Here is a 22,304-nt window from a genome sequence, read left to right on the forward strand (position 1 = left end):
CGGGGGGGGGGGGGGGGGGGCCGGGGGGGCCCCGCCCCCCCGCCCCCGGGGGGGGGCGGGGGGCGGCCCCCCCCCCCCGCCGCCCCCCCCGGGGGGGGGGGCCCCCCCGCTCGGTGGGGGCCACCGTCAACCGCCGTCCGCCCCGGGGTCGTTCCGCAGGGCCCCGTCGTGGGCCTGCGGCCCGCTACTGGCGCGCCGCGCCCAGGACCACCGGCCGGGTCCGCAGCAGTGCCCGGACCGGCATCCCGGTCGCCGCGAGGCAGAGCAGCACGGCTCCGGCGGCCAGCGGCAGGGCGAGCATCGGCGGCACGTACGGGGCGGCGTTGGCCACGCCCCGGGCGACCGGCACCAGGGTGAGCCCGGCGATCACCGCGCCGACCGCAAGCCCGGTCGAGGCCACCAGCAGCGCCTCCCAGCGCATCATGCCGCGCACCTGGCCGCGGGTGGTGCCGGCCAGGCGCAGCAGCGCGACCTCGCGGCGCCGGTCCAGCACGGTCATCACCAGGGTGTTGGCGGCGCTGACGGCGGCGAACCCACCGAGCACCGCGGCCATCACGGTGTTGGCCCAGCCGCTGATCTCCAGGTCCTTGTCGGACCGGGCGACGAACCCGGCCCGGTCGGTCACGGCGGCCCCGGCCTGGGCGCCGAGTGCGGCGGCCACCGCCGCGGGGTCGGCGCCCGGCGCGTCGGCGACCAGCACCTGGCTGTCGAACCCGGCGGTGACGTGCGCGGCCACCGCGGCCCGGGGCAGCAGCGCCTGTGCGACGCCCAGGCCCCGGTCGTACACCGCGACCACGGCGGGGCGCGCCGCGGTGCCGTCGCCGAGCCAGAGCGGGACCCGGTCGCCGACCCGGGCGCCGAGCGCGTCGGCCAGGGTGGTGCTCAGGGCGATGGTGTCGGGGGCGCGGCCGAGGTCGGCGAGCGCGCCACCGCGCACGCCCAGGTCGAGCACCTTCGGCAGCCGGGCCGGGTCGCCGTCGACGCCTAGCACGGGGGCGGTGCCCAGCTGGCCGGCGGTCTCGTAGACGACGCCGGTGCGCAGCACGCCCACGGCGGTGTCCACGCCGGGCACCCGGGCGGCCCGTTCGGCCGTCCCGGCGGGCAGGCCGGGGCCGGTGGCGCCGATCACGTGGTCGGCGGTGACGCCGGCCCGGACGTTCTCGCCGCTGGTGTGGCGGATGGTGCTCTGGAGGACCAGCAGGGTGCCGCAGAACGCGGTGACCAGGACGATCGGGGTGATCGCGGAGGCCAGTCGGCGGGCGTTGGCGCGGGCGTTGTCGGCGGCCAGCGAGCCGGGCGCGCCGCCGGCCCGCAGCGGGACGCCGAGCACGGCGGCGGCGGCCCGGGCCAGCCAGGGGCCGAGCAGGGCGACGGCCAGCATGAAGCACATCACCACGCCCATCGCGATCTGGGCGGCCTTGGTGCCGTCCAGGGAGCTGGCGACGGCGGCGGCCGTGACGCCTCCGGCGGCGAAGACCAGCCCGAGGACGGTGCGGACCTTGCCCGGGCGGGGCGGTTCGACGGCGGCCTCGCCGAGCGCCTGGGCGGCCCGCATCCGGGACGGCCGGCGGGCGGCCAGGAAGCCGGCGGTCAGCGCGGCCAGGGTGCAGGCGAGGACGGCGGCGAGCATCGGCAGCGGGCCGACGTCCAGGCGGATGTCCGCGGGGACGGCGCCGCGCTCGACCAGCTGGCCGAACCACCAGCGGGCGAGGGCGAGTCCGGGCAGGATGCCGAGCGCCGCGGCGACCGGCGCGACCAGCATCGCCTCGGCGGCGATGGTGCGGCGGATCTGGCGCGGGGTGGCCCCGATGGCGCGCAGCAGGGCGAACTCGCGGGCGCGCTGGCCGGTGGCGAGGGCGACGGTGCTCATCACCACGAAGATCGCGGTCATGGTGGCGTAGCCGCCGAAGGTGCCGCCGAGGCCCATCAGGACGGTGCGGGCCTCGCCCAGGGCGGGGTGTTCGACGGTGGCCCGGCCGTCCCCGGTGTACGTCCTGGCGTCGTTGCCGACGGCCTGGCGGACCTGGGCGGCGAGCGCGGCGGTGCTGACGCCCTCGCGGGGCTGCACGGCGACGGCGTCGATCCGGCCGGGGTGGCCGGAGAGGCGGTCGGCGGTGGCATCGGCGAACCAGGCGGTGGGGCCGGTCCGCTGGGCGGCGGCCAGACCGGAGATCCGGTAGTCCGCGGTGCCGCCGGGCGCGGTGAGCTTGATGCTCGCGCCGGGCGCGAGACGGGCGGCGTGCGCCGTGTCGGCGTCCAGCACCACCTCGTTCGCCCCGGGGGCGCGGCCCTCGACCAGCTTGTCGCCCGGCCCCGCGATGCCGAGCGCGGCGAAGCCCCGGCCGGTCAGGGCCGGCGCCCGGTCGCCGGCCGGCAACGGGAAGGCGGTGTCCGGGCGGGCGGCCGCGACCCCGGGCAGCCCGGCCAGCCGGCCGACCAGCGCGGCGTCGGTCCGCGCCCGCTCCGGGGTGGCCTGCTCCTGGGTCTCGGTGTCGTCGGCGACCTTCTGCTCGATCTTCACCGCCTGCTCGGCCGCGACCACCACGGGGGCGTGGGCGTAGCGGGTGGGTTCGAGGCTCGCGGTCAGGCCGGTCTGCAGCAGCACGCCGCAGGCCACCACCACGGCGGCGCCCAGCAGCAGGGCGACCAGGGTGCCCACGAAGGACGCGGGCCGGAAGCGCACCGAGGAGCGCGCGAGTCCGTTCGTCATGCCGCCACTCCCACCGGGCGGGCGGTCAGCGCGACCATCCGGTCCGCGACGGTCTGCGGGGTCGGGTGCGGCAGGTCGTCCACGATCGCGCCGCCGGCCAGGAACAGCACCCGGTCGGCGAAGGAGGCCGCCACCGGGTCGTGGGTCACCATCACCACGGTCGCGCCGAGCGAGTCCACGGCGTGCCGCAGCAGGGCCAGCACCTCGTGCGCGGTCCGGGTGTCCAGCGCGCCGGTCGGCTCGTCGGCGAACACCACGTCCGGGCGGGTGATCAGCGCGCGGGCGATCGCCACCCGCTGCTGCTGGCCGCCGGAGAGCTGGCCGGGCCGCCGCTTGGCGTGCTCGCCGAGGCCCACCCGCTCCAGCAGCTCCCGGGCCCGGGCGCGGTCCTGGCGCTCCCCGGCGAGGCGCTGCGGGAGCAGCACGTTCTGCTCGACGGTCAGCGAGGGCAGCAGGTTGAAGGACTGGAAGACGAAGCCGATCCGGCTGCGGCGCAGCTTGGTCAGCCGGTTCTCGCTCAGCTGGGTGATGTCCTCGCCGCCGAGCCGGACCTGTCCGGAGTCCGGGCGGTCCAGGCCCGCCGCGCACTGGAGGAAGGTGGACTTGCCGGAGCCCGACGGGCCCATCACCGCGGTGAAGCTGCCGTGGGCGAGCGCCAGGTCGACCCCGCGCAGCGCCTGCACCTCCGCCTCGCCGCGCCCGTAGGTGCGGCGCACTCCGCGCAGCTCGATCGCGGGGGCCGGCTGCGGGGCGGCGGCGTACGGCGCGGCGGCGTACCCGTCGGTGCCGGGTGCGCCGGAGCCGTACGCCTCGGGGCCGTACGCCTCGGGGCCGTACGCGTCGGTCCTGCGGCGGTCTTGGCGGCGTGCCATGGGGGCCTTCCTTCGGTTCTGCGTCGCTCGTCGTCAACGTGTTCAAACCTAGGAAGGACGGGCTCCGCGGACCATGCAGGCCACCGGCGGACCGGGGGTGGGGTTATCCCCCCACCGCCTCGGCGGGGATCCCCCGGTAGGCGGCGCGCAGCTCGCCGAGCACCGGGTGCGCGGGGTCGAAGGCGGTGCCGTCCACGGCCGCCAGCGGGCGCACCCCGACGCCCGCGTTCACCGCGAAGGCGGCGGTGAAGCGGTCCAGGCCGTCGACGGGCAGCCGCTCGCGGGACTGCGGGCCCCGGTAGGCGCCGGACAGCAGGGCCTCGGTGACGCCGGGCAGGCTGGGGCCCTGTGGCCAGACCAGCGCGTCCCCGGCCAGGAAGCCGACGTTCCAGGTCGCGCCCTCGACCACCATACCGTCCTCGTCGACCAGCAACACGTCGTCGTAGTCGCTCAGTTGGGCCTGCCGACGGTGGTGCACCAGGCCGAACAGGCCGACGTGCTTCACCTCCGGCAGCTCCCGCCGGTACGCCGTGCTGCGGACCCGCAGCGGGGCGGGCGCGGCCGCCGCGGCCGGACGGGTGGTCACCAGCAGGGCGGGTGCGGCCGGGGCCGAGGGGCGTTCCAGGCCGAGCGCCGGGTCGTACACGGTGACCCGGACGGTCACCGGCGCGCCGTCGGCGGGCAGCACCGCGCCGATCCGCTCCCGCACCGCCGCCCGGTCCAACTCGGCGCCGAACAGCGCCCGGCAGTCCCGGACCAGCCGGTCCAGGTGCAGCGACAGGCCGCGCACCCGGCCCGCCTCGGCGCGCAGGGTGGTGAAGTGCCCGTAGTTGAGCAGACCCAGTGCGGCCAGCCGCGCCGGGTCGGCCGGGGCGCCGTCGATCTCGATCTCAGCCATCCCCCGAGTCTGCCAGCTGCGGGGACGCCGGCGGCGCGGGCTCCGGCCGGGCGGGCTCGGGCAGCGGGGACGACGGCGGCACGGGCAGCGCGGGAAGCGGGGACGACGACGCGGGCTCCGGCAGCATGGGCTCCGGCAGCGGCACCGGCCGGTACGGGCCGGCCATCCGCCGGCCCGCCGCCCGGGCCGCCCGCTCGAACTCCTCGATCCGGTACGCCAGGCCCTCCGGCTCGCCGGCCTCCGACCAGCGCCACGCCTCCGCCCACCACTGCGGCCCGCGCACCATCGGCCGGCCGGCCAGCGCCAGGCACAGCGCCAGGGTGGAACGGGCGTACTCGTGCACCCAGCCGTCGCAGCCCCGGTAGTCCGCCGTCTCGTCCAGCCGCAGCCAGCGGCCCTCCTGCCCGGCGGCCAGTATCGGCACCCAGCCGCGCAGCCGGTCGGCGACCAGCAGGAGCAGCCGCCCGTCCTCCTCCCGCACCCGGTGCACGGGGAGTTGGGGCATCCGGGCGAAGGACAGCGAGCGTTTCCAGCCCACCACCCACAGGCCCCGGCGCAGGTAGTAGCGGACCGCCGGCTGCCAGGTCCAGTGCGCCTCCAGCCGGAAGCCCGGCAGGCCCTCGGCGGTGGCCGCCGCGTACACCGCGTCCAGCGCGGCGGCGGCCAGGCCCCGCCCGCGCGCGGCCGGGGTCACGTAGAGGGAGGAGACGGCGAGCTGGCTCGGGCCCCTGGTCCAGTTGTCCACGGCGACGGTGCCCACCACGGCGCCGGCGTCGTCCTGGATCCAGTAGCGCCGCCGGTACAGCTCCCCGCCCGGCCACTCCCGCCCGCTCTCCCCCAGCCGCTCCCGCCAGCCGCGCTCCGCGTGCGGCGCCAGCCCGTCCGGGTCCACCCGCTCGCCCAGCTCGCCCTCCACCAGGGACGCCAAGTCCCAGAGCGCGAACCGCCGTTCCTCCCCCGGCCCGGCCGCCCGCAGCCGCGGCCCCGCCGCCAGCCGGTCCTGCGCCCGCTCCACCGCCGCATCCCACGACCTCACCACAGGGCGAGGATAGCGGGGAGGCCCGGACGATCAGTAATCCGCCGGACACCGAACGTCAGCGCGGACCCGGCGGGCCACGCGCCGCGGGCAGGGGCCGGGCGTAGGCCGCCGCGGGCCGGGCGAAGACCGTCACGGGCCGGGTGGAGGCCGCCGCGGGCCGGGCAGGGGCCGGGCGGGGGCCGCCGCGGGCCGGGCAGGGGCCGGGCGGGGGCCGCCGCGGGCCGGGCAGGGGCCGGGCGGAGGTAGGGAAAACCCGACCACAGGACTCGACTTGACCGTGATGCCCCCGCCGGCCTGCGCCGATGCAATGAAGGGGTGACGAAACGGGCGTGGTGGTGGTGCGGCGGATGGCTGGTCGCGGCGGGGTGGGCGGGGGCGTTCCCGGTGCTGTCCGGGCTGGGGCCGCACCGGAGTTGGGGGCTCTGGGCGGCCGGCGGGTACCTGCTCGCGGCGCCGGCCGCCGTGCTGGTGCGGCGGCGCGGACGTGAGCTGTCGGTGGCGGTCGCGGCCGTCGGCGCGGTGCTGGTGCCGCTGCTCCTCCTGGTGCTGGACGGGCAGGGGCAGAGCGAGGTCGGGGTGATCGAGCGCTCCGGGTCGCTGCTGCTGCACACCGGCTCCCCGTACCTGGCCGACCCCCGGTCCGTCGCGGAGTACACCCCGTACCTCCCCGGCATGGCCCTGCTGGGCCTGCCCCGCGCACTGCTGGGCGGTTCGCCGCTGGGCGACGCCCGGCTCTGGTGCGCGGCGGTGTTCCTGGTCTGCGTGCTCCGGACGGTGCCCGCCGGGCGCCGGCTCGGCGCCGCCGCGCTCACCGCCTCACCGGTGGTGGCGCTGCCGCTCTGCGTCAGCGGGGTCGACCTGCCGCTCACCGGACTGTGCTGGCTCGCCCTGGTCCGCGCCGCCCAACGGCGGCCGGTGGCAGCCGGGTTGGCGCTGGCCGCCGCCTGCTCGCTGAAGTGGACGGCCTGGCCGGCGCTCGCCGTGGTGACGGCCCTGCTGGCGGCCGCCGCCGGACGGCGCGCGGCGCTGCGCGGGGCGGCCGTCGCGGTGGGGGCGGCGGCGGTGGCGGTGCTGCCGGTGGCGCTGCGCGCGCCGGGGCCGCTGGTGGAGCAGGTGCTCGCCTTCCCCACCGGGCGCGGCCGGCTGCCGACCCCGGCCGCCAGCCCGCTGCCCGGGCGGCTGCTCGCCGACCTCGGCCCGCCCGGCTGGTACGCCGCCGTCGGCCTGCTGCTGCTCGCCGGGCTCACCGTCGGGGCCTCGCTGCTCACCCGTCCGCCCCGCACCGCGGCCGCGGCGGCGCACCGGCTGGCCATGGGGCTGGCGGCGGCCTTCCTGCTGGCGCCGGCCGGGCGGTTCGGCTACCTCGCGCTGCCGCTCGTCCTCGTCCTGCTCTCCTTCTCGTTCCCCGCGGACCCGCTCCCGGCGAACCCGCTCCCCGCGATCCCCGCGATCCCTGCACTCCCTTCGCGTCCTGTGCGTCCTGTGCGTCCTGCGCTCCACGCGAACCCGATTCCCACGAGCCCGCTCCCCGCGGACTCCGTTCCGAAAGGCCTGCCATGGGCACCACCCTCGTCGTCACCAACGACTTCCCGCCGCGCCAGGGCGGCATCGAAACCTTCGTCAAGGCCCTGGCCGACCGAGTCCCCGGCCACGACGTCGTCGTCTACACCTCGGCCGAACCGGGCGCGGAGCGCCACGACGCCACTCTCCCCTACCCGGTGATCCGCGACCGGGCCCGCACCCTGCTGCCGACCCCGCGGGCCACCCGCCGGGCCGCGGCGATAGCCCGGGCGCACGGCTGCGACCGGGTCTGGTTCGGCGCGGCCGCGCCGCTCGCCGCGATGGCGCCCGGCCTGCGGCGGCTGGCGCCCGGCATCCGCCGCACCGTGGCCACCACGCACGGCCACGAGATCTGGTGGGCCCGTACTCCGGGCGCCCGCGCCCTGCTGCGCCGGATCGGCCGCGGAACGGACGTGGTGACCTACCTGGGCGACTACACCCGCACCCGGATCGCCCCGGCGCTCGGGCCTGACGCCCGGCTGGCCCGGCTCGTCCCGGGGGTCGACCCGTCGGTCTTCCGGCCGGCCGGCGCCCCGGACCGGACCGGTCCGGGGACCGCCGGCACAGGGAACGCCGGTACGGGGAACGCGGGTGCGGGGACCGCCGGTACGGAGGTGCCGTCCGCCGCCCCGGTGGTCCTCTGCGTGGCGCGGCTGGTCCCGCGCAAGGGCCAGGACGTGCTGATCCGCGCGCTGCCCGCGATCCGCCGGGCCGTGCCCGGGACCACCCTGGTGCTGGTCGGCCGGGGCCCGGACGAGGACCGGCTGCGGGGCCTCGCCCGCCGGGTGACCGAGCCGGGCAGCGTGGTGTTCACCGGAGGCCTGGACCACGCCGGGACGGCCGTCCACTACGCCGGGGCGGACGTCTTCGCGATGCCGTGCCGCACCCGCCGGCTGGGGCTGGAGGCGGAGGGCCTCGGCATCGTCTTCCTGGAGGCTGCCGCGGCCGGCCTCCCGGTGGTGGCCGGCCGCTCGGGCGGCGCCCCGGACACCGTGCTCGACGGCGTCACCGGCACGGTCGTCGACGGGCGCTCCCCCGCCGAGGTGGCCGCCGCCCTGACCCGGATCCTGCTCGCCCCGCCCGCCGAGCGCGCCCGGATGGGGGCGGCGGGGCGGCGCTGGGCCGAGGAGCACTGGTCCTGGGAGGCCTCGGCGCGGCGGCTCACGGAGCTCCTCGACCCCGCCGTACCGCTGCCCGGCTCCACCGCGCCGGTCATGCCGAACGCCCAGGCCGCGCCGGTCATTCCGGCTGCCCCCGCAGGCGCCTGACCAGCCGGGCGATCGCGGGCGCGCCGCCGTTGGCGCGGACCGCCGTCACCCAGTTCCGCGCCTGGCCCGGCAGGTCGTCCCGGCCCGGGCAGGAGAAGCTGAACAGCCAGACGTGGGCGGACAGATCGCGCTCCGGCAGCGCCCGCCACTCCTCGCCCCCGGCCTCGGTCAGCACGTCCAGGCAGGACGCCAACGCCCGGTCGCCGTCCCCGCCCCACTCCTGCCGCAGCCAGAGCAGGAAGTTCGCCTGGGCCGTCGTGCTGTCGTCCTTGGTGGCCTCGCCCTTGAGCAGTCGGTTGACGATCGCGCTCTGCGGTTCCCGTGTCCTCGCCATGACGCCATCGCTCCGGCACCGCAACCGCCGTGACAAGGGGGTGACTTGCGACCCGCCCGACCGCGGAGTCACTCCCCCCGCAGGTGCGCCAGCACCGCGAGCACCCGCCGGTTGCCCTCCGTCGGGTCCAGGTCCAGCTTCATGAAGATGTTCCCGCAGTGCTTCACCACCGACGCCTCGGTGATGCTCAACCGGCCTGCCACGGCCTGGTTGTTGAGGCCCTCGGCCATCAGCGCGAGCACCTCGCGCTCACGCGGGGTGAGCCGGGCCAGCGGGCGGTCCGCGGACCGGCCGCGCAGCAGCACCCGGACCACCTCGGGGTCGATCACCGTCTCCCCGTCGGCGACCCGCCGCAGCGCGTCCAGGAAGTCCGCGACGTCGCCGACCCGGTCCTTCAACAGGTATCCCAGGCCGGCCGGTTGGGCGCCGGCGGCGGCGAGCAGCCGGGTGGCGTACGGGGTGGCCACGTACTGGGACAGGACCAGCACGGGCAGGCCCGGGTGGCGCTCGCGCAGGGCGAGGGCGGCGCGCAGGCCCTCGTCGCTGTGGTCGGGGGGCATCCGGACGTCGGTGACCACGATGTCCGGCCGGTCGGCGTCGACGGCCGCGGCCAGCGCCCCGGCGTCGCCGACGGCGGCGGTCACCCGGTGGCCGCCGAGGGCGAGGAGTTCGACCAGGCCGGCGCGCAGCAGCACCGCGTCCTCGGCGATCACGACCCGGAGCACGGGACCTCCAGCCGCAGCGTCGTCGGGCCGCCCGTCGGGCTCGTCACCATCAGCCGTCCTCTCAGCAGTGCCACCCGGTCGGCGAGTCCGGCCAGTCCGGCCCCGGCGGCCGGGTCCGCCCCGCCGCGGCCGTCGTCGGTCACCTGGACGACCAGCCGACCGCCCGCGACCCGCCCGTGGACGGTGATCGCGGTGGCCCCGCTGTGCTTGGCGGCGTTGGTGAGCGCCTCGGTGACGGTGAAGTACGCGGTGGTCTCCACGGGGGCGGGCAACCGCTCCGGGAGGTCGATGTCGGTGGTTACCGGGATCGGGTGGCGCTGCGCGACCTCGTCGACGGCGGCGGCGAGCCCGTGGTCGGTGAGCACCTGGGGGTGGATGCCGCGCACCAGCCCGCGCAGTTGCTCCAGCGCCTGCCGGGCCTCACCGCGCGCCCGGGTGACGAGCTCGGCCGCCCGGCCCTCCTGGCCGCGCAGCTCGTACTCGGCGAGGCCCAGCGTCATGCTGAGCGCGACCAGCTGCTGCTGCGCGCCGTCGTGCAGGTCGCGTTCGATCCGGCGCCGCTCGGCCTCGAAGGCGTCGGCCAACCGGGCCCGGGAGCGGGTGAGTTCGAGCACCTGGTGGCCGAGGTCGTCCTCCCGGGGCACGAGCAGGAAGCGGGCCAGCGCGACCTCGGCCGAGGCCAGCAGCGCCCCGGCGTACGCGCAGAGCAGCAGGCCGGCCAGCCCGGCGGCGGTGAACGGCAGGGCGGTGAGCGGCCCGGCGGCGGCGTGCCCGGGGATCAGCATCACGGTCTCCGGGGCGAGCGCCCAGACCACCAGCGGGGAGATCACGTAGAGGCCGGAGAACACCAGCAGCGCGGTGAAGCCGAGCGAGGCGGCGGCCAGCACCGTCGAGGTGAGCACGGCGTGGGCGAGTTCGCGCCAGGTGGCCCGCTCGCGCAGCCGGGTGCGGACGCGGGCCCGGCGGCCCGCCCCGGGCAGGCTGCGGTGCGGGTCGGGCAGCGGGATCGGCTCGACCAGCCGCAGCCGCCACCGGGCCACACCGGCGGCGGGGATGCCCGCGAGCGCCAGGGCCAGCAGCACCGGCAGCCCGACCCCGACCACCGACAGGCCCGCGCCGAGCACCAGCAGCACCACGAGGACCACCAGCAGTACCGGCCCGAGCAGGGCGCCGCTCAGCAGGTACGCCCAGCAGCGCGGCACCCAGCGGCTGAACGGGAAGCGCAGCGGGCCCGCCCGCAGCGCCTGGCGCACGGACGTCGGCTGCTGCTCCCGCTCGCGGCTCCCCTCGCTCATCCGGTCCACCCTAGCCGACCGGCTGACGGCCCTTCGGGGCCCCGCCCGAGGACCCGGGCGGGACCGTGTCCGGGACCGTGTCCGGGGCCCGGCGCGCAGTCGCGTCCGCCGGCCCGCGCGAAGCCGCGTCCGGAGCCGCGGCCCGGGACGGCCTCGTCAGGACGACGGCCGCGACCACCAGCGCGCCGCCGGCCAGCGCGTTCCAGCCCACCGGCTCGTGCAGGAAGGCCGCGCCGAGCGCCGTCGACCAGAGCGGCATCACGTACGTGACGGCGGAGGCGACCGTCGCCCCCGCGCCGCGGACCAGCGCCAGGTTGAGCAGGTACGCCAGGCCGGTGCCGACCGCGCCGAGCGCCAGCAGGGCGAGCGCCGGGCCGCCCCCGGGCCAGTGCGGGGCACCCGCGGCGAACGGCGCGACCAGCGCCAACTCGACGACGGCACAGGTGATCTGGAGTGCGGAGAGGGAGACCACCGACTCCGGGCGGCCGGACAGGAAGCGGCGCAGGTAGGCGAAGCCCGCGCCGTAGCAGCAGGCGGCCGCCAGGCAGGCCAGGGCACCGGCGGTCGCCCCGGCGCCGAGGCCGCGCCACACCCCGAGCACGGTCAGCACACCGAGGAAGCCGAGCCCGAGCCCGGCCAGCCGGCGGGCGCCCGGGCGGCGCTCCTCGGGGACGGTCAGCACCGAGAACAGCAGGGTGAACAGCGGGGTGGTCGCGTTCATCACGCCGGCGAGCACCGAGCTGACCCTGGTCTCGCCGAACGGGAAGAGGGTGAACGGCACGGCGTTGAGCAGCACCGCCACCACGGCCGAGTGGCCCCACAGCGCCCGGTCGCGCGGGGCCCGTTCGCCGCGCACCGCGAGGACCGCCCACAGCGTGGCCGCGCCCAGCAGGCAGCGCCACAGCGCCACCCAGAGCGGCGGCACCCCCGCGTCGACCGCCACCTTGATCAGGGCGAAGCTCGCGCCCCAGATCGCCGACAGGGCCACGAAGCCCGGCAGCCAGCGCCGCACTCCCACCACCTCCACGTCCGTGCCATCAGCTGGACAGAGCGTGGCCCGGCACCGGAGCATGAGTCCAACAAGTGACAGTTCACCTGTGATGAGGAAGTCTCATGGCCCCGGACGTCAACCTGGCCCAGCTCAGGGCGCTGGTCGCGGTCGCCGACACCGGCGGCTTCGGCGCGGCCGCCGACGAACTGGGCATCAGCCAGTCCGCGGTCTCGCACGCCGTCGCCGCGCTGGAGCGCACTCTCGGCGCGCCCGTGCTGCGGCGCGGCAGCCCGTGCCGCCCCACCCCGCTGGGCGAGCAGGTCCTGCCGCACGCCCGGACGGCCGTCGCCTCGGCCATCGCCGTCCGCGCGATCGCCGACCGGCACTCCGGCGGACCGAGCGGCACGGTACGGCTGGCGGCGCCGACCACCGTCTGCCAGGCGCTGCTGCCCGGGCTGCTGAAGGACTGGCGGGCGGCCTACCCGCAGGTGACCGTCCGGGTCTTCGAGGGTGAGGACGAGGAGCTGGCGACCTGGCTGGAGGCGGGCACGGTGGACGCCGCCGTCCTGGTGGACGCCGGGCCGCTGCCGCCCGGGGCGGTCCCGCTCGGCGCCGACTCGATGCACGCGCTGCTGCGCCGCGACCACCCGCTCGCCGGCCAACCGGCCGTCCACGTGGCCGAGTTGGAGGACGACGACTTCCTGCTCTCGGAGGGCGGCTGCGAGCGCCACATCCGCGAGGCCTACCGGCGGGCCGGTGCCCGCTTCATGCCCCGGCACCGCATCCGCGACCTGAACACCCTGATCGGCATGGTGCACGCGGGCGTGGGGGTCTCGGTGATGCCCGCGCTGGCGCTGACCATGCTCCCGGCCGACTGCGTGCTGGTCCCGATCCGCCCCGCCGTCCACCGGACGCTGACGCTTACCGGGCCGACCGGCCGCCCGTGGTCACCGGCGGTCAGCGGACTGCTGGCGGGAGTGGGCGCGGAGGTCCTCGGCCGGACGGCGGCCGGGCCTTCCGCCTGACCTTCGACGGGCCCTGCCGACAGAGCCTCCGCCGGTACGGGCGGGGGCGCGGGGGCGTTCCACCCCCGGGGGCCTGCCCGTAGCGGGGTGGGCCGCCGCCCGAACCGGGTGGGCGCGGCCCGCCCCCGGGGGCACCCACCCGCCACCGGCTGGGCGCGCCCCCGGGTCAGCGGGGCCCGGTGCGGCTCACTCCCCGGCGAACCGTTCCCGCAGCTCCGCCAGCACCTCCGCCGCCTCCGGCAGCCCCGCGGCCTCGCAGCGCGCGATGCCGGCGGTCAGCCGGGCCACCGCCGCCTCGGTGCGGCCGAGGTCGCTGCCCTCGATCAGCGCGGCCAGCCGGACGGACTCCGCCCGCGGCGACTCGGCCCGCTCACCGCCCGCCTCGTACTCCGGGATGGCCCGCTCGACCTCGGCCAGCGCCTCCTCGTGCCGCCCGGCGACGGCCAGCGAGCGCGCCCGCTCGTAGTGCGAACCACCGCGCAGGTACCAGGAGTTGTAGTCCGCCCCGGACCGCTCGGCCGCCTCGCCGACCTCGTCCGCCTCGGCGAGCCGGGCGAGCGCGGCGGCCAGCCCCTCCGCGCCCCGCGCCCGCATCGTCAGCCGGGCCAGCTCCCGCAGGGTGGCGGCCAGCTGGTCCACCTGCGGGGCCTTGCCGTGCGCCTCGCGGGCGCGGGCCAGCGCCGCCTCGGCGGCGTCCCAGCGGTCGGCCCGGGCGAGCGCCAGGGCGGCCTCGCAGGCGACCATGGTGTGGGTCTCCTGGTCCTCCCAGCCGGCCACCGCGTCGGCCAGTCGGAGGAACTCCTCGGCGGCGTCCCGGTACTCCTCCAGCTCGGCCAGGCCCCGGGCGAGGTCCAGCCGGGCCTGGGCGAGCATCCGGACGTCCAGCCGGGCCGCCGACGCGTCCAGCAGCACCGACTCCAGCACGGCCACCGCGTCCGCCGCGCGGCCGGTGTCCCGCAGCACGTCGGCCAGCTGCAGCCGCACCTGGGCGGCCTCCTCCACCGCCTCCGCGCCGTTGCGGTCGTAGCGGGCGGCCGCCTCCGACAGCGCGCGCACCGCGCCGCCGAGATCGCCCACCCGGAGGCAGGCGTGGCCGAGCATCATGTACGTCGGCGCGTACGGGTAGGAGTCGTCGCCCCAGCGCACGGACTCGGCCAGCGCCCGGTGGAACACCTCGACCGCCTGGCCCGGCTCGCCGCTCTGCAGCAGGACCTGGCCCAGCAGTCCGAGCACCCGCGGGGTGTGCCAGGGCAGCTCGGCGGCGTCCAACCGGGCGAGCGCCTCGCGCAGTTCGGCCTCCGCCTCGGCCATCCGGCCCTGCCGGGCGGCGGCGTCGGCGGTGTACTGCCGGGAGGTGGCGGCCCGCCGCTCGGAGCCGAGCTCCACGGCCGTCCGCCGGTAGGCGCCGACCGCCGCCTCGAAGCGCGCGGCCACCTCGGCGGCGGGCTCGGGCAGCGCCTCGACCAGGTCGTGGTGGGCGGCGTAGGCGCGGGTCTGCAGCACGATCAGGTAGTCGTCGTCGGTCAGTTCGCCGGCGGCGCGCAGCTCCTCGGCCCGGGCGAGCGCGGCGTCGAGCGCCGGCCAGTCGGCCTGTCGGCCGCCGCGGTCGGCGCGGTCGGCGCGGTCGGCGTGCTCGGCGTGCTCGGCGTGCTCTGCGTGCTCTGCGGCAGCCGAGCCGCCCGGGGAGCCCCCGTCGCCCTCGTCCAGGTCCGCGATCAGCGTCCGGGTGCGGCACATCAGCGCCGACCCGGCCAGCCCCGCCTGCTCGAACAGCTCGGCGGCGGCCAGCAGCCCGGCCTTGCCCTCGGCGTACGCGTCCCGCTGGAGCGCCTCGTGGGCGCGCTGCTCGGCGAGTTCGGCGCGCAGCCGCTCGGGGCCGCCCAGCTCGGCACTCTCCGGGTGGACGAAGTCCGCCGCCCCGGCCCGCTCGGCGACCCGCTGCCACAACCGGTCGGAGTCCGGGTGCCCGAGCACCTCCAGTTCGCGGGCCCGCAGCACCAGGGCCGTGAAGTCCTCCGGCTCCGGCTCGACCGTCCAACGGGGCGCGGGCGCGACGGCCGGGGCGGCGGACAGCTCGGGCGCGGCGGCGGCCCGCACGCCCAGTGCCAGCGGCTCGGCGAGCGGCGGCTCCACGGCCAGCCGGGCCCGCCGCGCGGCGCCGACCGCGTCGGTGCCGTTGCGGGCGTCGAAGCGGGCGGCCAGCGCGTCGGCCTCGGTACGCACGTGGGCGAGCAGGGAGCCGACCGTCCAGGCCGTTCCGGCCGGGCCGGTGACCGCGAGTTCGCCGTGCCCGGCCCGGGCGAGCCGGCCGACCAGCACCTCGACGCCGGTCAGGAAGGCCAGCCGGGAGGCGGGTTCGCCGGTGACCGCGAACAGGTCGCGGTTCTCGGCGAGCAGTTCCAGACCGCGCGGCTCGTTGCCGGAGAGCGCGCAGAACTCGATGTGCAGGCCGACGGCGTCCAGCATCGCCGCCTTGCCGCGGGCGTAGCGGTAGCCGGTGAGGTGGCCGGAGCGGGCCTCGTCCAGCCGGCCCTGGCGCAGCTGCGCCAGCAGCGCGGTGGCCTGGCTGAGGTACGGCTCCTGCTCGCAGCCGCTGCGCCCGTCCAGCACCGGGGCGAGCACCTCCAGCGCCCGGGCGTCGTCCCCGGCGGCGAGGAAGTGCTCGGCGCGGGCGCGGGTCTCGCAGGCGTGGCAGTCGCTCAGTTCGGAGCGCGGACGGGCCGCCCACAGCTCGTAGGCGTCCTGCACGTCGATGCCGGTCTGCGCGGCCAGGTGGTAGCGCTGGGCGTAGTACGGCTGGAGGTCGTGGCCGGCCGCGCGGTAGCGGTCGCGCAGCTCGGTGTGCCAGCGCCTGATCGCCGCGAGCGGGACGTCCGGGTTGTCCTTGAGCGCGTCGGCGACCCACTTGAAGCGCCAGAGCACCTGGTGCCGGGCCCAGTCCCCGAAGCCGTCCGGGTCGGTGTCCCAGAGCTTGAGGACGCGGGCGAAGACGACCGGGCTCTTGCTGCGCTCGCCGTCGTACTCGTAGGCCTCCATCAGCTCCAGCAGGGCCATCGCGCGGACCGCGGTGTCCTCGAACTGCTCGGCGGCGTCGACGAGTTCCTCGGCGGTGACGGTCCTGGTGCGGCCGTACGGGCGGGCGTCGTTCTCGCGCAGCGCGGCCATCACCGCGTCGGGGGTGTCCGGCATCACGCCTCCTTCGAAACGTCGTGGCCCGGGCCGGCCGCCTCGTGCCCGAGCATCGCGTGGTCGAGCAGGCTGATGAACGAGCGGTTGAGCAGGGCGGACTCGCTGGCCTTGAGCGGTCGGCGGGTCATCAGCACGGCCTGCCCGTAGAGCGCCTCGACGGCGGTCACGGCCAGCTCGCGGTCGGCGATCCCGGCGGCGCGCCGCACCAGCGGGTTGAGGTGGTTGAGCACCAGCTGGGCGCGGGGCACCTCGGCGCGCAGCGAGCCGAGGATGTCCGCCCACAACCCATCGGCCTCGTCGGCGAGTTGGGCCCGGGTGCGCTCATGCCGGGCCTCCCGGTTGTCGAGCAGCAGGGCGGGCGCGTTGGTCGGGTGGAAGCTGCGCAGCGCGACGTCGCAGTCGAACCGGCCGACCACCTCGCGGGCGATCGCCAGGAAGGCGTTGGCGGCCAGTTCGGCGGCCGGGTCGACGGTGTCCAGGTGCGCGGTGACGGTGCCCGGGTCGAGGTCGGAGACCGAGACGCCGGGGCGGATCTCGGGCAGCCGGTGCACCAGGTCGCGGTCGTAGGTGTAGCCGCCGTTGACCACGCCGAGCCCGGCGGCGCCGGCGATCGGGGCGACCTGGCGGAACTCCTCGACCGTCCGGGTCACCAGCACGACCGGGTGGCTGCGGGCGAACTCGTCCAGGGTGACGTTGCCGTCGGTGGTCTCGAACGGCAGCCAGGGCAGCATCATCCGCAGCAACTCGTCGTCGTAGCGGGCGAGTTCCTTGACGGCCAGGTGGTGGACGGACAGGAAGCGGTGCAGCAGCGCCGGGTCGCTCGCGGACAGGCCGGTCAGCCAGTCGCGGATCCGGACGCCGAGCGCGTCCCGGACGGCGGCCAGCGTCTCGTCGGCGTACAGGCCCTCGCGGGAGGCGGTGGGGCGCAGCCCGTCGGTGTCGACCACGCAGCGGACGAAGAACGCCCAGTCCGGCAGCAGTTCGTCGGCCTGGTCGGAGAGCAGCATGCCCTTGAGGTGCACCCGGTGGCCGTTGCGGCGCGACGGCGGGGCGGCGTCCGGCAGGACGTACGCGACGCCGCGCAGGCCGACCAGCGGCAGGTCCAGCTCGATGGTGTCGAGCGGGGTGAAGTCGAAGGCGGCGCGGCAGTACTCGGCGAGCGCGTCGCACCTGGCCAGCGGGGAGGCGTGGCGCTCGGCCCACGGCGGGGTGCGGTTGACCCGGTGCTCGGTGCCGCTCGCGTCGACCACGGTGACGTCGTGGCGCAGCAGGCTGCCGAAGTCCCGGGCGAGGGTGAGCACCCGGCCGGGGCCGGTCCACTCGGCGGCGTCGGCGCGCGGGGCCAGTGTGACGGTGGTGCCCGGCTCGGGCTTGGCCGAGGCGGGCAGGGTGCGGATGGTGTAGCTGCCGTCGGAGCTGCCGCGCCACTCGATCACCGGGGCGTCCGGGGTGGCGGCGGAGCGGGTGACCACGGTGATCTCGTCGGCGACCACGAAGCAGGCGAGCAGGCCGATGCCGAACTGGCCGATGAAGTCGCCGCGGGCCCGGGCCAGCCCGGCGCCGTCCAGCCGGCCGTCGGCGTCGCGCTTGGAACTGCGGCCGATGGTGGCGAGGAAGGTGTGGACGTCCTTCTCGGTCAGGCCGATGCCGGTGTCGGTGACGGACAGCTCGTCGCCGGCCCGGACGGTGATGGTGGCCGGCGCCCCGGGGTCGAGGCCGCGGCGGGCGGAGATCGCGTCCACGGCGTTCTGCAGCAGCTCGCGCAGGTAGACGCGCGGGCTGGAGTAGAGGTGGTGGGAGAGCAGGTCCACCAGGCCGCGCAGGTCCACCTGGAAGGTGTGCGCACTCGTCGGGTTGTCGGTAGGGGACACCGGAGGCTCTTTCGGTCGCGGGTGGATGGCGGTGGCGGGGGTTGTGCGCTGCCGGGCCGGTACGGCTCAGCGCCAGGGGTGGGCGCAGCGGTCGCGGTGGGAGCGGAAGGCCTTGACCGGGCCGCCCGCCAGGTAGTTCCAGGGCGCCTCGGTCACGAAGCCGTCCAACGCGTCGAAGAGCAGGCGGGCCGTCTTCGGCTGGTCGGCGAGGGAGAAGGCCATCGCGAAGGCGTTGAAGGAGTCCTGCCAGCCGCGCACCGGCGTGAAGTCCGGGTGCAGGACGGACCGGAAGGCCGCCTCCTGGAGCCCGCCCACCACGGCCGGGCTGGTCAGGTACGCGCGGTCCTCGCCGTCCGGGAGGGCCAGCCAGTGTTCCAGGTGCGCGACCGCGACCAGCTCGCCGAGGCGGCTGCCCTCCGGGGCGGCGAGCATCACCGAGCGGGCGAACGCGTGCATCTCCTCGTGCGAACCGCCCCACTTCGCGCTCAGCTGCTGCAGCCGGTCCCAGTGCGAGCCGGCGTTCCCGGGAGCCCGGCGCACCGCGGCCTCGAAGCGGCAGGTGGCGACGTCCGGGGCGAGCGAGGCCCCGCGGGCGCTGGTCTGCAGGAACCGCCAAGGGGCGTGCCAGGACGGCTCGCGCTCGGCCACCTCCAGCAGTTGTTCCTCGGCGACCTCCAGCCGCTCGTGGAACACCTTCCACCGCTCCTCGGTGACGTCCTTGGCCCGGGCGCCCGTCCTGGCCTCCCAGGCCCAGGCGACGTGCCGGGCGCCGGACAGCAACAGCAGCAGCGTGTCCTCCGGGGTGTCGGCCAGCGCCCGGGACGTCCACTGCTCGACCCGGGGCACGTGGGAGAGCGTCCCGACGAGGAAGGTCAGGTCCTCGCCCTCGGCCGCGGCCAGCGCGGGCCGCAGCGCGGCCCAGTCCCCGTCGGCGGCGTGCCGGAGCGCCAGGCGCACCGACTCGTCCCCGTACGCCGGGTCGAGCCGCGGCTCACCACCACCGGGAGCCGCGGGCGATCCGGTACCCCGCCGGCCGAAGCCGAACCCGAACCCGCGCCGCCCGGCCCGGTCCTGCTCGCCCTCCCCGCCGGAGCGGCGTCGGAACAGCGGCATGTCTGGCCCCCTCGAACGTCATCGGCATCTTCCGCATGGCCGCACGGCGGCCATGCGATAGGTACATATCACGGTCGACTGACATCCGTTTGCGCAGCCCAGCGCCCTGGGCGCCCGGGAAGGCGGCGGTGGCGGGGCGGCGAACCGGGCCGGCCCCGGTCGGCCCGGTTCGAACACCGGGGAGGAGGCCCGCCCCGCCGCCCGGCGCCCGGCGCTGGACCCTCAGGCCCCACCGTCCCGCCGATGGACCCTCAGCCCACGCCGCCCCGCCGCCGTCCGTCAGCCCACACCGAGCCCGGAGTCCGGCGTCTTGCCCGCCTGCGCCTGCTCGATCCGCTTGACCAGCATCACCGCGAACCTCCGCGCCGCCGGCAGGTCCACCGGGCCGCCCTCGCTGGTCACGCTCGCCACCACGGTGCCAGAGCGCACCACGATGCCGACGCCCTCCCCCTCGGCCAGCGGTCCCTGGAAGGCCTGGCTCTCGCTGCCCAGCGCCGGGATGTCGACCTTCTTGAACGGCCCGGCGGAGTACGAGGCGTAGCTCTCCTTCAGCCGCTGCGCCGCCGCGTCCCGGCTGGGCAGGGTGTCCACCAGGAAGCGGACGACCACGTCCCCCGAGGAGAACCGGACCGAGCCGCTGAGCGGCTTGCCGGCGCAGGAGGCAGCGGCGGCACCGGTGCAGGTGACCTTGTGGTCGGCCGTGTCGACCCGGCGCTTCTCCTCCTCCCACCCGGCCATGACCTTGGCGTCCGGCAGCACCTGCCCGACCACCTTGTCGTCCAGCAGCGCCGCCTCCAGGTCCCCGCGCGGCGCCTCCGCGGCGGCCGGGGCCGACGCCTGCGCGGGCGCGGAGCCGGTCGCCGCACCCGCCCCGGGGGCGTCGGCCGCCGCCGGGGCGGTCGCGGGGGCCGCGGCCGTCCCCGCGGCCGTCGGCGCCGCGGCCGCCGGACTCGCCGCGGACGAGGCGGGAGCAGCCGGCCCGCCGGCGTTCTTCGACCCCCCGGAGGAGCACCCGGCCAGCACGCCCGTCAGTACCCCGGCCGCCGCCACCGCGGCGAGCACCCGCCGACCACCCATCCCCGTCGCCTTCCCCAGTCCTGTCAGTGACCCCTCAAGATAGCCGCAGCTCCGCCCCCACCCACCGCCGGGCCCCGGGCCCCCGTCCAGTACCGTCCCCCGGGGGGCGAGGACCGCCGACGGGGGGCGACAGCGACATGACGGGCGCGGACGGACGAGGACCGGATCTGGGCGCGTTGGTCCGCGCCGCGCAGCGGGGCGACGCGCTGGCCCTGGACGAGGTGCTCGGTCTGCTGATGCCGTACGTCGGCCGCGTCTGCGCCCCGATCGCGCTGCAGGACGCACCCGACGCCGCCCAGGAGGCGATGATCGCGATCGTCCGGAACCTGCACCAGCTCCTCGCCCCCGAGGCCCTGTTCGGCTGGGCCCGGGCGATCGCCGCCCGCGAGGCCGTCCGGTTCGCCACCCGGCGGCGCCCCCGGCCGGAGGCCGTCGACGACCGGCCCGACGACCGCGACCCGGAGCTGGCGACCGACATCCGGGACGTGCTGGAGCGCCTCCCGCCCGGTCACCGCGCCGTCCTGACCCTGCGCCACGTCGAGGGTCTGGACGAGAGGTCCGTGGCCGAGATCCTCGACCTCCCGCTGGGGACCGTCCGTTCACGACTCTTCCGCGCCCGGCACGGCTTCCGCGCCGCCTGGGGCGCCGAGCCGCACTGAGCCGGGAAAGCCGAGCCGCACTGAGCCGGGAAAAAAGTCCGCCGCCCCGGGGATTGCGGGGCCCTCCCCCGCCCTCTCCTCTCCTGAGACCACGCCCAGGAGAGGACGACCCCGATGCCCCGCCCCCATCCCCACCCTCGCCCCCGCCCGCTGCCCGAGCTGCCCGGCGTGCGCCACCACCACGTCGACGCGGACGGCGTCCGCCTCCACCTCGCCGAGGCCGGCGCCCCGGACGGCGTCCCGCTGCTGCTCCTGCACGGCTTCCCCCAGCACTGGTACGCCTGGCGGCAGGTGATCCCGCTGCTCGACGGCGAGTACCGGCTGCTCTGCCTGGACCTGCCCGGCTTCGGCTGGTCCGAGGCGCCCCGCCGCGGCCACACCACCGACGACCGCGCCCGCCTGGTGCTCGCCGCCCTCGACCGGCTCGGCCTGCCGCGGGTGGGCCTGGTCGGCCACGACTGGGGCGCCTGGACGGCCTTCGAGCTGACCCTGCGCGCACCCGGGCGGTTCACCGGGCTCCTCGCGCTCAACATGACCCACCCCTGGCCGCGGCAGCGTGCCCTGATCGGTACGGCCTGGCGGTTCTGGTACACCGCCCTGCTGGAGTACCCGGGCATCGGCCGCCGCGTCGTCCGCCACCGACCCGGGCTGCTCGGCCACCTGCTGCGGCGCGCCACCACCGCCGAACACCCCTGGCCTGCCGAGGAGTTGGCCGAGTACGTGAGTGCCGGCAGCACCCCCGAGGCGGCCCGCGCCGCCGAGCGGCTGCACTGGGGGTTCGTCGTCCGGGACATCCCGCGCCTGGCACTCGGCCGGTACCGCGGCCGCCGCCTCACCGTCCCCACCCTGCTGCTCGGCGGCGACCGGGACCCGGTGATCCGCCCGTCCCTGCTCTCCCCGACCGGCGCCCCCGCCGACGACCTGCGCGCCGAGGTCCTGCCCGGCTGCGGCCACTACCTGCCGCACGAGCGGCCCGAGGCAGTCGCCGAAGCCGTACGGCGGCTACTGCCCCGCCCGTGACCGCTCCGCGACCCGCCGCTCCAGCCGGTCCAGTAGCACCTCGCCGCGCCGCTCGGCGAGCCCGCCGAGGAGGTGCTGCACCGACGCGGCACCGGGCACCCGCAGGCTGCCGAGCAGCGCGAAGCGCGTCCCGTCCCCGTCCCGCACGGCGGCCATCCCGCCCAGCAGCACCCGGCTCTGCATCAGGCACCAGCCGCTGCGCAGCACGATCTCGAACCGCTCCCGGTGACCGACCACGCTCACCGCGACCCCCGTCAGCCGGCCGTCCCGGCCGTGCGCACCGCCCTCGCCGTCCTCCTCCGTCGCCGGCCCGACCTCGAAGGAGCGCAACCCGCTGATCAGCCCGGGCAGTTCACCGGACAGGTCACCGGCGACCGACCACACCGCGTCGAACCCGGCCGCGAGCCGCCGCTCGGCGAACAGCGGACGCCCGGCCCCGGACGCCGCCAGCACCCGCAGCCGCCGCACCGGGTCCAGCTCGACCGTCGGCCACCCGTCCACCGCCCCACCCCTCCCACCGCGCGCTGCCCGCTCCGCGCATCCCGCTCGGCGCATCCCACTCGGCGCATCCCACCGCACGGTACCGCGCCCGGGAACCGTCGGAACCCGGGACGCCGACGGGGCGGTGACCAACCGGTCACCGCCCCGCCGTACTGCT

General features: G+C 77.3%; 18 protein-coding genes. 5 read left to right on the plus strand and 13 right to left on the minus strand.

Features of this window, described 5'->3' with window-relative positions; all coding sequences use genetic code 11:
• Positions 1-184: 184 nt before the first annotated feature.
• From ACIQI7_RS17030 to ACIQI7_RS17045, 4 genes are all read right to left on the minus strand, one after another.
• Entirely contained in the window at positions 185-2,710 is a 2,526-nt protein-coding gene (locus ACIQI7_RS17030; RefSeq protein WP_401110292.1) for an ABC transporter permease, read from the minus strand.
• Entirely contained in the window at positions 2,707-3,582 is an 876-nt protein-coding gene (locus ACIQI7_RS17035; protein WP_401110295.1) for an ABC transporter ATP-binding protein, read from the minus strand. Before ACIQI7_RS17035 ends, ACIQI7_RS17030 begins: the two co-directional genes overlap by 4 nt.
• 103 nt (positions 3,583-3,685) lie before the next feature.
• A complete protein-coding gene (locus ACIQI7_RS17040) occupies positions 3,686-4,480 on the minus strand; it encodes an aminotransferase class IV (protein ID WP_401110298.1) in 795 nt (264 codons plus the stop codon).
• On the minus strand, positions 4,473-5,519 hold the full coding sequence (locus tag ACIQI7_RS17045; protein ID WP_401110301.1) for a GNAT family N-acetyltransferase: 1,047 nt from the start codon (positions 5,517-5,519) through the stop codon (positions 4,473-4,475). The genes ACIQI7_RS17040 and ACIQI7_RS17045 overlap by 8 nt, the downstream gene beginning before the upstream one ends.
• 315 nt (positions 5,520-5,834) lie before the next feature.
• On the opposite strand from ACIQI7_RS17045, the gene ACIQI7_RS17050 reads away from it, so the two are divergent.
• On the plus strand, positions 5,835-7,241 hold the full coding sequence (locus ACIQI7_RS17050; RefSeq protein WP_401110303.1) for a glycosyltransferase 87 family protein: 1,407 nt from the start codon (positions 5,835-5,837) through the stop codon (positions 7,239-7,241).
• On the plus strand, positions 7,148-8,347 hold the full coding sequence (locus tag ACIQI7_RS17055) for a glycosyltransferase family 4 protein (RefSeq protein WP_401110501.1): 1,200 nt from the start codon (positions 7,148-7,150) through the stop codon (positions 8,345-8,347). The genes ACIQI7_RS17050 and ACIQI7_RS17055 overlap by 94 nt, the downstream gene beginning before the upstream one ends.
• On the opposite strand, the gene ACIQI7_RS17060 is transcribed toward ACIQI7_RS17055, so the two are convergent.
• The 4 genes from ACIQI7_RS17060 to ACIQI7_RS17075 all read right to left on the minus strand — a co-directional run bounded on the left by ACIQI7_RS17060 (position 8,319) and on the right by ACIQI7_RS17075 (position 11,713).
• Complete coding sequence (locus tag ACIQI7_RS17060; RefSeq protein WP_401110306.1) at positions 8,319-8,681, minus strand: hypothetical protein; 363 nt, start codon at positions 8,679-8,681, stop codon at positions 8,319-8,321. The genes ACIQI7_RS17055 and ACIQI7_RS17060 overlap by 29 nt on opposite strands.
• Positions 8,682-8,749: 68 nt before the next feature.
• Positions 8,750-9,406, minus strand: coding sequence for a response regulator (locus ACIQI7_RS17065; protein ID WP_401110309.1), 657 nt, complete (start codon positions 9,404-9,406; stop codon positions 8,750-8,752).
• Complete coding sequence (locus ACIQI7_RS17070) at positions 9,391-10,701, minus strand: sensor domain-containing protein (protein ID WP_401110312.1); 1,311 nt, start codon at positions 10,699-10,701, stop codon at positions 9,391-9,393. Before ACIQI7_RS17070 ends, ACIQI7_RS17065 begins: the two co-directional genes overlap by 16 nt.
• 10 nt (positions 10,702-10,711) lie before the next feature.
• Positions 10,712-11,713, minus strand: coding sequence for a DMT family transporter (locus tag ACIQI7_RS17075; RefSeq protein ID WP_401110315.1), 1,002 nt, complete (start codon positions 11,711-11,713; stop codon positions 10,712-10,714).
• Positions 11,714-11,814: 101 nt separating this feature from the next.
• Here ACIQI7_RS17075 and ACIQI7_RS17080 point away from each other — a divergent pair, with 101 nt between their 5' ends.
• Positions 11,815-12,717, plus strand: a complete 903-nt coding sequence (locus ACIQI7_RS17080) for a LysR family transcriptional regulator (protein ID WP_401110318.1) — start codon at positions 11,815-11,817, stop codon at positions 12,715-12,717.
• 186 nt (positions 12,718-12,903) lie between these two features.
• Here ACIQI7_RS17080 and ACIQI7_RS17085 read toward each other — a convergent pair whose 3' ends face one another.
• The 4 genes from ACIQI7_RS17085 to ACIQI7_RS17100 all read right to left on the minus strand — a co-directional run bounded on the left by ACIQI7_RS17085 (position 12,904) and on the right by ACIQI7_RS17100 (position 19,967).
• Positions 12,904-15,906, minus strand: a complete 3,003-nt coding sequence (locus ACIQI7_RS17085; RefSeq protein WP_401110321.1) for a hypothetical protein — start codon at positions 15,904-15,906, stop codon at positions 12,904-12,906.
• Positions 15,906-17,777 carry an HSP90 family protein gene (locus tag ACIQI7_RS17090; protein WP_401110324.1) on the minus strand — a complete coding sequence of 624 codons (1,872 nt, stop codon included), beginning with the start codon at positions 17,775-17,777 and terminating at the stop codon, positions 15,906-15,908. The genes ACIQI7_RS17085 and ACIQI7_RS17090 overlap by 1 nt, the downstream gene beginning before the upstream one ends.
• Before the next feature lie 66 nt (positions 17,778-17,843).
• Positions 17,844-18,890, minus strand: a complete 1,047-nt coding sequence (locus ACIQI7_RS17095; protein ID WP_401110326.1) for a hypothetical protein — start codon at positions 18,888-18,890, stop codon at positions 17,844-17,846.
• A gap of 279 nt (positions 18,891-19,169) precedes the next feature.
• Entirely contained in the window at positions 19,170-19,967 is a 798-nt protein-coding gene (locus ACIQI7_RS17100) for a hypothetical protein (RefSeq protein ID WP_401110328.1), read from the minus strand.
• A gap of 137 nt (positions 19,968-20,104) precedes the next feature.
• On the opposite strand from ACIQI7_RS17100, the gene ACIQI7_RS17105 reads away from it, so the two are divergent.
• Together ACIQI7_RS17105 and ACIQI7_RS17110 are read left to right on the plus strand one after the other, a co-directional pair.
• On the plus strand, positions 20,105-20,626 hold the full coding sequence (locus ACIQI7_RS17105) for an RNA polymerase sigma factor (protein ID WP_401110331.1): 522 nt from the start codon (positions 20,105-20,107) through the stop codon (positions 20,624-20,626).
• A gap of 114 nt (positions 20,627-20,740) precedes the next feature.
• The gene (locus ACIQI7_RS17110) at positions 20,741-21,646 is read left to right on the plus strand and encodes an alpha/beta fold hydrolase (protein WP_401110334.1); all 906 of its coding nucleotides are present in this window, start codon (positions 20,741-20,743) and stop codon (positions 21,644-21,646) included.
• Here the strand turns inward: ACIQI7_RS17110 and ACIQI7_RS17115 are convergent.
• Entirely contained in the window at positions 21,629-22,147 is a 519-nt protein-coding gene (locus ACIQI7_RS17115) for a hypothetical protein (RefSeq protein ID WP_401110337.1), read from the minus strand. The genes ACIQI7_RS17110 and ACIQI7_RS17115 overlap by 18 nt on opposite strands.
• Between the last annotated feature and the right edge of the window lie 157 nt (positions 22,148-22,304).

It is taken from the genome of Kitasatospora sp. NPDC092039, assembly GCF_044756065.1.
In the GTDB taxonomy this organism is placed as follows: Bacteria; Actinomycetota; Actinomycetes; order Streptomycetales; family Streptomycetaceae; genus Kitasatospora.